14 protein-coding genes and 1 riboswitch are annotated in these 13,459 nt (G+C 59.4%); of the genes, 5 read left to right on the top strand and 9 right to left on the bottom strand.

Features of this window, described 5'->3' with window-relative positions:
* Positions 1-4: 4 nt before the first annotated feature.
* The 5 genes from OE750_RS15770 to irr all read right to left on the bottom strand — a co-directional run bounded on the left by OE750_RS15770 (position 5) and on the right by irr (position 4,796).
* Positions 5-1,087, bottom strand: a complete 1,083-nt coding sequence (locus tag OE750_RS15770; protein WP_263765271.1) for a Zn-dependent alcohol dehydrogenase — start codon at positions 1,085-1,087, stop codon at positions 5-7.
* A gap of 67 nt (positions 1,088-1,154) precedes the next feature.
* Positions 1,155-2,375 carry a TCR/Tet family MFS transporter gene (locus OE750_RS15765; protein WP_263765270.1) on the bottom strand — a complete coding sequence of 407 codons (1,221 nt, stop codon included), beginning with the start codon at positions 2,373-2,375 and terminating at the stop codon, positions 1,155-1,157.
* A gap of 99 nt (positions 2,376-2,474) precedes the next feature.
* Complete coding sequence (locus OE750_RS15760; protein ID WP_263765269.1) at positions 2,475-3,077, bottom strand: superoxide dismutase; 603 nt, start codon at positions 3,075-3,077, stop codon at positions 2,475-2,477.
* Between the two features lie 238 nt (positions 3,078-3,315).
* The gene (locus OE750_RS15755; protein WP_263765268.1) at positions 3,316-4,305 is read right to left on the bottom strand and encodes an NADPH:quinone reductase; all 990 of its coding nucleotides are present in this window, start codon (positions 4,303-4,305) and stop codon (positions 3,316-3,318) included.
* 62 nt (positions 4,306-4,367) lie between these two features.
* Positions 4,368-4,796 carry a Fur family transcriptional regulator Irr gene (irr, locus tag OE750_RS15750; protein WP_263765267.1) on the bottom strand — a complete coding sequence of 143 codons (429 nt, stop codon included), beginning with the start codon at positions 4,794-4,796 and terminating at the stop codon, positions 4,368-4,370.
* Between the two features lie 177 nt (positions 4,797-4,973).
* Between irr and fabA the strand changes: the two genes are divergently transcribed.
* The 4 genes from fabA to OE750_RS15730 all read left to right on the top strand — a co-directional run bounded on the left by fabA (position 4,974) and on the right by OE750_RS15730 (position 8,248).
* Positions 4,974-5,483: a bifunctional 3-hydroxydecanoyl-ACP dehydratase/trans-2-decenoyl-ACP isomerase gene (gene fabA / locus OE750_RS15745; RefSeq protein ID WP_263765266.1), complete on the top strand. Its 510-nt coding sequence runs from the start codon at positions 4,974-4,976 to the stop codon at positions 5,481-5,483.
* Positions 5,484-5,518: 35 nt separating this feature from the next.
* Positions 5,519-6,121, top strand: coding sequence for a thermonuclease family protein (locus OE750_RS15740; RefSeq protein WP_263765265.1), 603 nt, complete (start codon positions 5,519-5,521; stop codon positions 6,119-6,121).
* A gap of 103 nt (positions 6,122-6,224) precedes the next feature.
* On the top strand, positions 6,225-7,454 hold the full coding sequence (gene fabB / locus OE750_RS15735) for a beta-ketoacyl-ACP synthase I (RefSeq protein WP_263765264.1): 1,230 nt from the start codon (positions 6,225-6,227) through the stop codon (positions 7,452-7,454).
* Between the two features lie 5 nt (positions 7,455-7,459).
* Complete coding sequence (locus OE750_RS15730; protein WP_263765263.1) at positions 7,460-8,248, top strand: enoyl-ACP reductase; 789 nt, start codon at positions 7,460-7,462, stop codon at positions 8,246-8,248.
* A 234-nt stretch (positions 8,249-8,482) separates the two neighbouring features.
* On the opposite strand, the gene trmB is transcribed toward OE750_RS15730, so the two are convergent.
* Entirely contained in the window at positions 8,483-9,205 is a 723-nt protein-coding gene (trmB, locus tag OE750_RS15725; RefSeq protein WP_263765262.1) for a tRNA (guanosine(46)-N7)-methyltransferase TrmB, read from the bottom strand.
* 191 nt (positions 9,206-9,396) lie between these two features.
* Here trmB and OE750_RS15720 point away from each other — a divergent pair, with 191 nt between their 5' ends.
* Entirely contained in the window at positions 9,397-9,615 is a 219-nt protein-coding gene (locus tag OE750_RS15720) for a DUF6500 family protein (protein ID WP_263765261.1), read from the top strand.
* An 81-nt stretch (positions 9,616-9,696) separates the two neighbouring features.
* Here OE750_RS15720 and metK read toward each other — a convergent pair whose 3' ends face one another.
* The 3 genes from metK to OE750_RS15705 form a co-directional block, all read right to left on the bottom strand.
* Positions 9,697-10,878, bottom strand: coding sequence for a methionine adenosyltransferase (gene metK / locus OE750_RS15715; protein ID WP_263765260.1), 1,182 nt, complete (start codon positions 10,876-10,878; stop codon positions 9,697-9,699).
* A gap of 5 nt (positions 10,879-10,883) precedes the next feature.
* A riboswitch (SAM-SAH riboswitch) is annotated at positions 10,884-10,933 on the bottom strand.
* A 45-nt stretch (positions 10,934-10,978) separates the two neighbouring features.
* On the bottom strand, positions 10,979-12,508 hold the full coding sequence (gene lnt / locus OE750_RS15710) for an apolipoprotein N-acyltransferase (protein ID WP_263765259.1): 1,530 nt from the start codon (positions 12,506-12,508) through the stop codon (positions 10,979-10,981).
* Positions 12,492-13,454 carry a hemolysin family protein gene (locus tag OE750_RS15705; RefSeq protein WP_263765258.1) on the bottom strand — a complete coding sequence of 321 codons (963 nt, stop codon included), beginning with the start codon at positions 13,452-13,454 and terminating at the stop codon, positions 12,492-12,494. Before OE750_RS15705 ends, lnt begins: the two co-directional genes overlap by 17 nt.
* Positions 13,455-13,459: the final 5 nt, after the last annotated feature.

Below are 13,459 nucleotides of genomic sequence, written 5' to 3'. Positions count from 1 at the left end.
AGCTTTAGAAGACGATGACATTGCGTTTGGCAGAACCTGTCTTGGTGTCGGCGATGGCCTCGTTGATCTGTTCCAGAGACCAGCGGTTGGAGATCAGCTCGTCAAGCTTGAGGCGGCCTTGACTGTAAAGATCGACCATCCACGGGATGTCACGTTGAATGACCGTATCGCCCATTTTGGAGCCGATCATGGACTGGCCAACGGCGGCAAAGTTGGCGGGTTCATAGCTTGAAAATGCACCTGTGGCGGGCATTCCGACCATGATGACCTTACCACCATAGGCAAGATAGCGCGGGGCTTCATCATAGGCGCGGGGCGCGCCGACTGTGACAAGCACGGCATCCGCGCCACGGCCCATCGCTTCTTTGGCGGCATGCCACGGCTTTTCAACGGTGGCGAGAACGCCGTCTGTTGCGCCAAATTGTTTGGCGACTTCGAGCTTTTCTTCGCTCATATCAACAGCCACGATGCGCCGTGCACCTGCGATGCGTGCGCCCTGGATTGCGTTGAGGCCCACGCCACCTGCGCCGATGACCACTACATCCTGACCAGCCCTAAGCTGGGCTGCGTTGACCACCGAGCCGACACCCGTGATGACCCCGCAGGAGATGAGCGAGGCGGCGTCTTTGGGCATATCGTCTGGAATTGTGACGATCTGGCTTTGATCGACCACAACCTTTTCAGCGAAAGCGCCACAGGCCATGGCCTGATGCAGCTTACCGCCTGTCGCGGTTTTGAGCGGGCCAAGGTCACCATCGTAAGGTGTTTGGCAGATGGTAGGCTTGCCGCCAGCGCAGGAAGGGCATGTGCCGCAAGCGCGAATGAGCGTGACGATGACGCTGTCGCCTTGCTTGAAGTCTTTGACGCCCTCGCCAAGGGCTGTGATGCGGCCAGCAGCCTCATGGCCGTAGACAGCCGGCAGCGAGCCGCCCCAAGCGCCTTCGGCGTAAGAAATATCGGAGTGACAGATCGCGACCGCCTCAAGCGTGACTTCGACCTCGCCGCCCTCGGGCGCGCGCAACGCTACATTTTCGATGGTGAGAGGCTTGCCGAACTCGTGGCAAACGGCGGCTTTGATTGTTGTCATACGAGTCTCCATTTTAGGGGAGCCTGACAAGTGTATTAGCGGGCTGCAAGCCTGAATGGCGACTAATTTATGTCGCGTTCGGGATTTGGCGAGCGGATTTGTCCGTGATGTAAAGGATGAGCGCAAACGCCATGATGAGTGCGGCCAGCAGGAAGGGCGCGCCGGGCAGGTATATTACGCTGTCGTTGCGTGTGAAAGACGCGAAGGTCTGTGTCATGATCAGAGGGGAGAGGATCATCGAAAGTGAGGAGAGCGAGCCAAGCACGCCTTGCAGCTCGCCCTGGGCGTTGTCCGGCACCGCCTGTGAGAGTGTCCCTTGCAGGGCAGGCATGGCGATTGCGCCGAGGGAGAAAAGCGGGATCAGCCACAGGAGCAATGTGCCATTGGAGATGAAGGTCAGCAAGAGGAACGAGGCAATGCTGAAGCACATGCCGAGCATCACGGCGCGGCGCGATCCGAGCTGGCGGATGGCGGGGCGGACCAGAACGCCTTGGGCGAAGGCAAAGCCGATGCCGTAGAGGCCAAGGCTGAGGCCGATGGTGCTGGCGGGCCATGAAAAGTGCTCGGCCCCGAAATAGGCCCAGACCGAGGGGTAGACATGGGTTGCGATGTTGAACAAGAAAAACACCACAAGGAGCAGCTTGAGCCCGTCAAGGCGGGCAACCGAACGCAGCGCGCCGAAGGGATTGGCGCGGCGCCATTCAAAGACGCGGGCTTTGGCGGCTGTGACTGTCTCGCGCAGCACGAAAAAACCAAGCGCCGCATTGGCCAGCGCCAGCGCTGCAGCGCCCCAGAAGGGTGCGCGCGTGCCGAAATCGGCCAGCAACCCGCCCAGAACAGGACCAATGACAAAGCCGATGCCAAACCCTGCGCCGATAAGCCCGAAGCGCGCGGCTTTTTCATGCGGCGCGGAGATATCGGCCATATAGGCCATGGCGGTGCTGTGAGTCGCCGCAGTGATGCCGCCAACGATGCGTCCTGCGAGCAAAAGCCAGATGGAACCCGCCAAAGCCATGACAACGTAGTCTGCAGCCATGACCAAAAGACTAACGAGCAGGACGGGCCGCCGACCGAAGCTGTCGGAGAGCGCACCGAGGAAGGGGGAGAAGAGAAACTGCATGACGGCGAAAGAGGTGGCCAGAATGCCGCCCCAGATGGCGGCATTGCCAATATTGCCACCGTGAACCGCTTGGATCAGTTCGGGCATCACAGGAACGATGAGGCCAATGCCCATGGCATCAATCACCACGGTCATCACGATGAAAAAGACGGGCAGGCGAGAGGGCATTCTGGCGGGCTTTCAGGAGGGAAAGGTAGGGAACTTAAGGCAAAAACGCCTCACAAGACTGGCTTGCGAGGCGTTTGAAAGCATTTGTTTTACAGAGGCTTAGCCAAGGCGGCTGGCCACGTTTTCCCAGTTCACCAGATTGTCGAGGAAGTTGGTGAGGTAGACCGGGCGTTTGTTGCGGAAATCAATGTAGTAGCTGTGCTCCCACACGTCGCAACCCAGAAGAGCTGTCTGGCCGAAACAGAGCGGGTTGACGCCGTTTTCTGTTTTGGTGACGGCGAGCGAGCCGTCGGCGTTTTTCACGAGCCAGCACCAGCCCGAGCCGAACTGACCTGCGCCTGCGGCGGAGAACTCGTCTTTGAACTTGTCGACCGAACCGAAGCTTTCTGTGATGGCTTTTTCAAGCTCCGAAGGCATCGCTGTTTTGGTCGGACTCATCATTTTCCAGAACTCGTTGTGGTTCCACAACTGGCTGATATTGTTGAAAATACCGCTCTGGGCGACAGATGATTTGTCGTATGTTCCGGTGATGATCTCTTCGAGAGATTTGCTTTCCCACTCGGTCCCTGCGATCAGCTTGTTGCCGTTATCGACATAGGCTTTGTGGTGCAGGTCGTGGTGAAATTCGAGTGTCTCTTTTGACATGCCGTGCGCGGCGAGTGCGTCGTGTGCGTATGGAAGATCTGGAAGTTCAAATGCCATGAGGGGTCCCCTTTAATGTTCGCGTTTATCTCTCCTTCAGATGGGGCCTAAGCGGCGGTAAGGTCAAGGGCTTGGGGCAAAAAAGCCCGAATTTGAGCTGCGTTCAGCTTGGTTAACGGAGGGATTGTGTCTCTGATTCCAGGGGGGTGATACTCGTGCACCATGCGTGCACAACCCGTGCACCGGCTGATGAGGGGATTTGTTAACGCAAATTTAGGTAATGTTGCGCGCGGCGGGTTTACACGGTGTTCACCAGAATTGCACCGTAGCGGTGCGCGGCCTCGACCGCTTCATGTGCTTTGGCCGTCTCTTCCAGGGCGTAGGTTTTGTGCACACGTGCGGTGAGCGCACCCTCCGCCAAAGCGCGGTGAATGTGATCAATCGCAACGGCGCGTTCAGCCTCGGGGAGGATGTAGATTAGGGTGATGTCGATTTTAACCCCTTTGAAGAGGAGTGGGCCGAACGGCAGGGTCGGGGCCATGTTCACCGCGGAGCCGTAGGCGGCGATTGTGCTGTTTGGGGACATGACGGCGGCGAGCGTGTCGATGTTTGCGCCGAATTCGCACTCAACCGCGCGGTAGACGAGATTGCCTGAGGTGGCTTGCAGGATATCGTCTGCCAGAGTGGGCGAGCGGTGATCGAGCACCAGATCGGCGCCAGCGGCTTGGGCCTGATCTGTCGAGGGGCCAGCGGAGGCGGTTGCGATGACGCGTGCGCCTGCCCATTTTGCGAATTGCACCGCCATGAAGCCGACAGAGCCGCCACCGCCCGAGACGAGCAGTGTTTTGCCCTCAACGGAACCACCGCCGAGGACGCATTGTGCGGCCGTGAGCGCAGGGATTCCGAGGGAGGCGCCTGTCTGAAAGCTGTGATCGCCCAGCGGGACGGCTTGGGCAGACGGAAGCGCGATATATTCGGCGCAGGTGCCTTGCGCGCGTTGCCACTGGCCGTTCCAGAGCCAGACGCGCTCACCGATGCGCGCAGGGTCAACACCCGTGCCGACCGCTTCGATGATGCCTGCGCCGTCGGAGTGCGGGATGATCTGCGGGTAAGGCGGCTTCGTGACGCCGGGGCGGCCACCTGCGCGGGCCTTTACATCGGAGGGGTTCACGCCGGAGAGATGCACGCGCACGAGGACTTCGCCTGCCTTGGGTGCGGGTGTCTCGATTTCTGAAAGGGTGAGCACATCGGCGGCAGGGCCGAAGGCAGAATAGGTGATGGCGCGCATTGTTTTGTCTCCCGTATTTGGGAGGCTTTGTGCGGCAGCGTTAGGGGAGGGTCAAGAGCCGCTCAGGTGCGGCGCAGGCGGATGACCACATCGACCGAGGCGATCTCGGCATTCTTGGGAGCGCTGGGCAGGTTGGTGATGTCCATGCGCTCGGTTGAGGCGTCGGTAAGCTCGCCTGAGTCTTCCCAGAAGAAATGGGGGTGCTCGGATGTGTTTGTGTCAAAGTAGCTTTTGGAGCCGTCCACTGTGATTTCGTGCATGAGGCCCGCTTCGCAAAACGCACGAAGCGTATTGTAAACCGTGGCCAGAGAGACACTTTCGCTCATGTCTTTGGAGGCGTCAAACAGGCTTTCGGCGGTGACGTGACGGTGCTTGCCATCGCCCACGAGCAACTCGGCCAGCGCGAGGCGTTGACGCGTGGGGCGCAGGCCTTTGGCAGCGAGCCATTTGGTGCTGCGCTCGGCGGGCGAGGAGGCGTGTGGAAGTGTCATGTGGTGTGTCTTGTGTCCTGTTTGATTGCTTCAATATAGGGTGAAAGGGGTGCTGCTTTCAAGACATAGTGCGAATGCCTCGCAACTTGGTATGTGCCGCGCCCTTGCAAGGGGCTTGGGCAGGGTGTTACAGGAGAGAGAACGCTATGATATCAAGACAGAAAGGTGCCTCTTCCTATGGCTCAATACCCCAGCAGTTTTGACCGCGACGATTTGCTGAAATGCGCCCGCGGCGAGCTTTTCGGCGAAGGCAACGCGCAGCTTCCCGAACCGCCGATGCTCATGATGGACCGGATCACCGATGTGTCGGCCGACGGCGGGGCGCACGGCAAGGGGCACATAACGGCGGAGTTTGATATTACGCCTGACCTCTGGTTCTTTGACTGCCACTTCCCGGGCAACCCTATTATGCCGGGCTGTCTGGGCCTTGATGGCTTGTGGCAGTTGACGGGCTTCAACCTCGGCTGGCGCGGCTGGACAGGGCGCGGCTATGCGCTTGGTGTGGGCGAAGTGAAGCTTAAAGGCATGGTGCGGCCCGACCGTAAGATGCTGACCTACAAGATTGATTTCACCAAGGCGATCCAGACCCGCCGCCTGACTATGGGGGTTGCCGACGGGATCGTGGAAGCCGATGGTGAGGTGATTTATGAGGTCAAGGACATGAAGGTGGCGCTGAGCGAGAGCTGAGGGCGGGACTGGAGTGATGAGCGGGGAGTGAGATCGTGGAGTTTTTTCTTCTGATTTGCCTCTGCACGGGTGTCGTGGCTTTATTGATTAAAGAGCCAAAAAAGAAGCATAGGCACCATTCCCCGCGACAAGAAACAAAAGCAGTTCGGCGTCGAACATTTGAGGAAGGCCCGAGCCAAACTTTTGATAGCGCCAGTTCAAGGCCTGCGCCCACGCAGAAAGAAGTTGTCGGGCGGGCCTATGTTGTCGATGGCGATACGATTGTAATCCAGAAAACTCAAATCAGGCTGTTTGGTATTGATGCTCCAGAAATGAACCACCCGTTTGGCAAGAAGTCGAAATGGGCGATGGTGGAGTTATGCAAGGGGCAGGTTGTGCGTGCGGAAGTTACCGAGGAAGATGCCCATGGTCGGACTGTCGCAAAGTGTTTCTTGCCTGATGGGCGCGACCTATCAGCTGAATTGGTCAAAATGGGCCTGGCGATCGACTGGCCAAAGTTTTCCGGCGGCATTTACCGTGACTTGGAAGTGCATGAGGCTCGTAAGAAAATGTGGTTGGCCGATGCGCGCCAGAAAGGGCGGATGCATGTGTGGGAGCAGTTTGAAGCCCGGCAGAAGAACCGTTCTTATAACGGATGAACGCCCTATTGGTTGACGGATGGTTCTGCAAGTATCGCAACCTCCTTGCTCCCCCGCCTAGGCTGTCTTAAACAGGCACTAAGCAAAGCAATAGGAGGCCATCATGCGCCGAGTAGTTGTCACAGGGTTGGGGGTTGTCTCATCCATCGGGAACAATGTTGAAGAGGTCTTGGCTTCGCTGAAGGCGGGCAAGTCGGGGATTACCTTTAACGAAGATATGGCGGAGCATGGCTTCAGGAGCCGTGTTGCGGGGAATGTGAAGCTTGATGTTGCCGACCATGTCGACAAGCGCACGCTTCGTTTTATGGGGCCGGGAGCGGCTTATGCGCATATTGCGATGGGGCAGGCTATTGCCGATGCGGGGCTTGAAGAAAGCGATGTGATCAACGAGCGCACGGGGCTTGTGGCGGGGTCCGGCGGGCCCTCGACCAGCGCGATGCTCACGGCGCATCAGGCTGTTCTCAGCTCGGGCGCGACCAAGCGGATCGGGCCATTTGCGGTTCCCAAGACCATGTGTTCGACAGTTTCGGCGAACCTGTCGACGGCCTATCAGATCAAGGGGATCAACTATTCGATCACCTCGGCCTGCTCGACAAGCCTGCACTGCATCGGCAATGCGGCGGAGCAGATCATGATGGGCAAGCAGGACATCATGTTTGCGGGCGGGGGCGAAGAGCTGGACTGGACGCTTTCTTGCCTGTTTGACGCGATGGGCGCGATGAGCAGCAAGTATAACGACACGCCCGAGCGCGCGAGCCGCGCGTTTGATGCGAACCGTGACGGTTTTGTCATTGGCGGCGGTGGCGGTATCCTGGTGCTTGAAGAACTGGGCCATGCGCAGGCGCGGGGCGCCAAGATCTACGCGGAAGTGACCGGATATGGCGCGACATCGGACGGGGCCGACATGGTTGCGCCTTCGGGTGAAGGTGGGATGCGTGCGATGAAGCTGGCTTTGAGCACGCTGCCCGAGGGCCGGCAGGTTGATTATATCAATGCACACGGAACCAGCACGCCTGTGGGCGATGTGGGCGAAGTGGAAGCGGTGCGCGCGGTGTTTGAAGGCATCAAGCAGCCGGTGATCTCGTCGACCAAGTCGATGACGGGGCACTCGCAAGGCGCGACGGGCGCGCAGGAGGCGATCTATTGTTTGCTGTCACTGGAGCATGATTTCATCATTCCGAGCATCAACGTGGAAACGCTCGACCCTGCCATTCGCGAGGGCGAGATTGCTGTGAAGCGCGTGGACAACGCGGGGCTTGATAGCGTTATGACCAACTCGTTCGGCTTTGGCGGGACGAACGGCTCGATGATTTTGTCGAAATTCAAGGGATAACGCATATGGGCGCTATGACGGGAAAACGCGGGCTGATTATGGGCGTCGCGAACGAGCGTTCTATCGCTTGGGGGATTGCAAAAGCGATGGCAGAGGCGGGCGCAGAACTGGCGTTTACCTATCAGGGCGAGGCTTTTGGCAAACGACTTGAACCGCTGGCGGCCTCTGTCGGCAGCGATTTCATGGTAGATGTCGATGTCACGGATGACGCTTCACTCGACGCGGCTTTTGCACAGCTTGAGGCGCGCTGGGGGACTTTGGACTTTGTTGTCCATGCGATTGCTTACAGTGACAAGACCGAGCTGACGGGGCGGATTTTGAACACCTCGCGGGATAACTTCAAGAACTCCATGGATATCTCGGCTTATTCTTTCATCGAGGTCGCGCGGCGTGCGCATCCGATGATGCAAGAGCATGGTGGCACGCTATTGACGTTGACATATATGGGCTCGACGCGGGTCACTCCGAACTACAACGTAATGGGCGTGGCCAAGGCGGCTTTGGAGGCAACTGTGCGCTATCTGGCAAATGATCTGGGGCCAGAGGGTATTCGCGTAAATGCGATCAGCCCCGGCCCGATGAAAACGCTGGCAGGCGCGGCCATTGGCGGCGCGCGGGCGACCTTCAAGCACACGGACAAAAACGCGCCACTGCGCTCCAACGCGACATTGGAGGCGGTGGGCGGCACGGCTGTTTACCTTGCTTCGGATGCGGGGGCTTGCACCACAGGCGAGATTATCCGTGTCGATGGCGGATTTCATGTGCTGGGGATGCCGCAGCAGGAGAACCTGTAAGCGGTTTCGAATTGCCCTGCGGGCAATCCGACCGGCGAGGGGCGCTGCCCCTCGTGCTCCCCGGGATATTTTTTGAAAGAGGAAGACATGTTTACCACCTGTTAAGACTTTGGGGGTAAACCTAGGGCACGTCACAGGCTGAGACCGATGGGCGTTTAAGTAAGTCGCCCCGTCGGTTTTTCTGTGTCGATTCATGTGGTTTCGAGTTTAGACGGGGCGCATTTTACTGTGCGGTTAGAGCTTTCGGAAGGTGAGGTAGTGCGGTGTGCGCCCCTCACGGTGGGCCTTTTGTTCATAGCGGGTTGAAATCCAGTCTGCCCAAGGCGTACGCCAGTCTTCTGCACTTTCGGCGAGCCATTCAAAGCCTGCGCGCGGCACTTCTTCCAGCGTTTGGCGCACGTAATCTTCGATATCGGTGGCGATGCGGAAAATGGCGCCCTGTTTGAGCTTGGCGGCCAGCGGGACGAGGTGTTCCTGTGTCACGAAGCGGCGGCGGTGATGCCGCTTTTTGGGCCATGGATCTGGATAGAGCAGGAAGGCGCGTGAGAGGCATTCGTCGGGGAGGACATCGAACATATTGCGCGCATCGCCTGCGTGGATGCGGATATTGTCGGTGCCTGCCTGACGGATTTTACCCAGAAGCATGGCGACGCCATTGATATAGGGCTCGCAGCCGATGAAGCCGACATCGGGGTTGGCTTGCGCCTGATGGACCATATGTTCGCCGCCGCCAAAGCCGACTTCGAGCCAGATATCACGATCACCAAAGAGCGCAGCGAGATCGAGGTTGTTGCGCTCGGGGTTTTCTTCCCAGCCGACGGCGCCCGGAGAGAGGGCCGCGAGGTCTTCCTCAAGGTAGCCTTCTTGGGAGGGCCGCAGGCCCTTGCCTTTGAAGCGGCCGTAGAAGTTGCGCCATGGGGCGCCGGTTGGGTGGTTTGTTGGGGTATCATCGCTCATGGGCGGGCTTTAGCGCGAAAGCAGCGAGGGCGCAACGGGGCGCGGCTCAGGTTTGTTGATAGACGGCTATGGCGTGCTCAAAACGCTGTGCGGCGAGATCATCCTTACGAATGAGGACGTAGAGTGTACCTTCAAAATTGCCGCTTTGAAGCGAGTCGGCGAAGGTAACTTTAAGGAGAAGGAGAGGTGTTATGAGGCAAAGCTTGCGCGACAAGGCGATAGCGGTGTGTGACGCGAAGATTGCCAAGACAGGCGAAGGGGTCGGCCTTTCGTTTTATGCGTTTTTTGCGAATAGGAACGATGACCCCGAGCTTCTGATGGAGGCGGCGGAGTGGTGGATCATGATCCACAAGCTCGACCACTTTGAGAAGGCTGTTAAAATCAGGTCGATGATGATGGAAGGGGCTTGAGCACGGTTGCCCCCTCACGCAGGACAAAGAAAAAGGCGCGGGGCTTGATGCGCCCGCGCCTTTTTGAATTATTAGAGTGGCTTAGACCGCTGCTTTCAGCTTGTCTGCCAGATCGGTGCGTTCCCATGAGAAGCCGCCGTCGGCTTCGGGGGCGCGGCCGAAGTGGCCGTAGGCGGCTGTGCGCTCGTAGATCGGTTTGTTGAGCGACAGGTGCTGGCGGATGCCGCGGGGTGTGAGGTCCATGCACTGGGCTATTGCGCGCTCGATGGCGGCGTCTTCAACCTGACCTGTCTGGTGCGTGTCAACGTAGATTGACAGGGGCTTGCTTACGCCGATGGCGTAGCTGAGTTGCAATGTGCAGCGCTCGGCCATACCCGAGGCGACCACGTTTTTGGCCAGATAACGCGCGGCGTAGGCGGCGGAACGGTCAACTTTTGTTGGATCTTTGCCCGAGAATGCGCCGCCGCCGTGAGGGGCTGCGCCACCGTAGGTATCGACGATGATCTTGCGACCTGTCAGGCCTGCATCGCCATCGGGGCCGCCGATGACGAACTTGCCTGTCGGGTTCACGTGCCATTCGGTTTCGGGCATGATCCAGCCTTCGGGGAGCACTTCGAGGATGTAGGGTTCAACGACTGCGCGCACATCTTGCGATGTCATGCTCTCATCGAGGTGCTGGGTCGAAAGCACGATCGAGCTGATGCCGACGGGCTTGCGGTCTTTGTAAATGACCGAGATCTGGCTTTTGGCATCGGGGCCGAGGGTCGGCTCGGTTCCGTCCTTGCGCACCTCGGCGAGGCGGCGCAGAATTGCGTGGGCGAACTGGATCGGCGCGGGCATGAGCGCGTCTGTTTCGGTGCAGGCGTAGCCGAACATGATGCCCTGATCACCAGCGCCTTCGTCTTTCTCGCTTGAGGCGTCAACGCCCTGTGCGATATGCGCGGATTGCTCGTGCAGAAGGTTGGTAACTTCGCAGGTCTTCCAGCTGAACTTTTCCTGCTCGTAGCCGATGTCTTTGATGCAGTCGCGGGTGATCCCGTCGATCTTGCCCATGTATTCGGCGAGTTTGCCTTGGTCTGACAAGCCGACTTCGCCGCCGATGACAACGCGGTTGGTTGTGGCGAAAGTTTCGCAAGCCACACGGGCTTCGGGCTCTTGGGCGAGGAAGGCGTCAAGGACGGCATCGGAGATGCGGTCGCAGACTTTGTCGGGGTGTCCTTCGGAAACGGATTCCGAGGTGAAAATATAGTTATTACGTGCCATGAAAGTGCTCCGGTTCTTTGTTATCCACCCCGTCAGGAAGCCGTTGGGATGGTGTTTTGCTCATTTATTGCAACGTAGGTCGCGCGTGGGCGTGTGAATGTCAATGAGATTTCACCCCGCGCGGACGGCCGGCGCGGAAGCGTTGCCAAGAGGCCGCCATGAGCGCGAGGAAAAGCGCGAGGGCAGGCCAGTCGCCTGTGCGGGCATAAAGCGTGGGTGGCAGAGGGGGCGGCAGGCGAGCATCAAGAAAACCGGCTTCGCCGAGAGGTAGGAAGGCGGTGATGTTGCCTTGGGCGTCGATCACGGCAGAAACGCCCGTATTGGCGGCGCGGATGAGGGGCAGGCCTTGCTCTATAGCCCGCATACGGGCTTGGGAGAGATGCTGCTGGGGGCCGGAGAAGTTGCCGAACCAAGCGTCATTGGTGATCTGGAGCAGGAGGGCGGGGCGCTCGGGCGCGGCGCGTACGTCTTGCGGGAAGACGGCTTCGTAGCAGATGAGCGGCAGGGCTGTTCCAATGCGCGGCAGGGTGATGAGCTTGGGGCCTGTGCCCGAAGAATAGCCATCGCCTTCCTGGGCGGCGAAACCACGGATGCCGAAGCGTGTGAGCCAGTCGCCATAGGGGATATATTCGCCGAAGGGGACGAGGTGATACTTGTCATAGAGCGCGGCTTGCTGGCCCGAGCCGTCAAGCAGGAGAAGCGAGTTGAAGAGGCGTAACTTGTCAAAGCGCTGGATGCCGAGGACGACGGGCACATCGCCTGCGGCGTCTGATATCATATCAAGCGCTGTATCGGCGCGGTCCAGTGTCCATGGCACGGCGGTTTCGGGCCAGACGATAAGATCGGGGCGCTGGCCTGTTTCAGAGGAGGCCTGAGTGAAGCCAAGCTGGCGTTCGTAAAACCCGATCACATGCTCGGGGTCCCATTTCTGATGCTGGGGCGCGTTGGGCTGGATGAGGCGGACAAGCGGGGCGGTGGCCTGCGCGCCGGTGTCTTGTTTGAGCTGCGGAGTGAGACCAAGGGCTATGAGCACGCCCACAAGCGGCAGATTGCCTGTGATATGCGCCTGAGCCGGGCGTGTGGCGAGAGAGACAGCGGCGACAAGTGCCACAAGCGTGAGGCCGTGCGGGCCGATATAGGCCGCATAAATCGCCATCGGGCTTTCGGACCAGAGATAGCCCAGAAGCGCCCAGGGAAAGCCTGTGAGCACGTAAGAGCGGGTGAGCTCGGCCATGGCCAGTGATGCGATGAATGCAATGCGGCCACGTTTGTGGGCGAAGGCAAAGCCCGCGCCCCAGAAAAGCGCAAGGCCTGCGGACATGAAAAACAGCGCAAAAGGGGCCATCCATGCGTGGCGCCACGGGTCGACCATGAAAGGTTCGACCAGCCAGATGAGGGCGAAGGCAAAGTAGCCTGTGCCTGCGGCGAGGCCGAGCCATGCGGCTGCGCGGCGGCTCTGTGCCGCAAGAGACATAAGATAAACGCAGGCCAGCGCCACAAGGGCGAGGGGCCAGAGATTGAACGGTGCAAGGCCGAGCGCGGCGCCCCCGCCCGCCAGAGCCGCGAGGGCCATTTGCGCACGCAGGCCGAGCGCCGTGAGCCATGGCATAGGGTTAAGTGGCCGCCGCATTGCTGCTTTTTTCGGCCGTTGAGGCGGCGGCTGCTTTGGCGGCACGCTCGGCGTGATCTGGCAGGCGCACGCGAAGACGCTTGATGCGGCGCGGGTCGGCATCGACCACTTCGAACTCGAAGCCTTCCGGATGTTTTACCACCTCGCCGCGTACGGGCACGCGACCTGTGAGCATGAAGACAAGGCCGCCGAGAGTATCGACTTCTTCTCCATCGACTTCATCAACGTCGGTGAGGGGCAGGCCGATTTCTTCCTCGAACTCGTCGAGCGGGGTTTTGGCGAGCGCGAAATAGCCGCCTTTTTTGTCGGAGGTGAAATAGACATCTTCTTCGGCGTCGTGTTCGTCTTCGATTTCGCCGACGACCTGCTCGATGAGGTCTTCAATGGTCACCAGACCATCGACGCCGCCGTATTCATCAATCACCAGCGCCATGTGCTTGCGCTCGGCCTGCATTTTGGCAAGCAGAACACCGATTGGCATCGACGGCGGCACGAACATGAGCGGGCGCAGCAGAGCCTTGAGCGAGAAGCGGCCTTTGGCAGAGCCGTTGAAGCCGTGCTGGAGTGCGAAATCCTTGAGGTGGGCCATGCCGATCGGGCTGTCGAGCGTGTCTTCATAGACGGGCAGGCGCGTAAGACCGCTTTCGCGGAACACGTTGACCAGCTCTTCTTTTGTGGTGGTGGACGGCACGGCGACGATATCGGCGGCGGGGACCATGACGTCTTCAACCGCCATGCGGCGCAGATTTAGAACGCCATGGGCGATGTTTGTTCTGCTGTTACCGGGCCGTGGGGACAGGGGTTTGTCACCTGCATCAGACGGGCTGAGCGCGCCGATGATACGCGCGAAAAAACCGGTTTTTTGGGGTGTCGGGTGAGGGTTGGCCTCGGGGGAAGGCTGCGCGCTTGGCGCTGCGTTAGAAGAACCGTCTATACTGTCGCCCATTATCT

It is taken from the genome of Lentibacter sp. XHP0401 (genome assembly GCF_025751535.1).
Classification (GTDB): Bacteria; Pseudomonadota; Alphaproteobacteria; order Rhodobacterales; family Rhodobacteraceae; genus Lentibacter.
The sequence above is the reverse complement of the archived record's forward strand: the minus strand, read 5'-3'. Positions and strand labels throughout refer to the sequence as shown.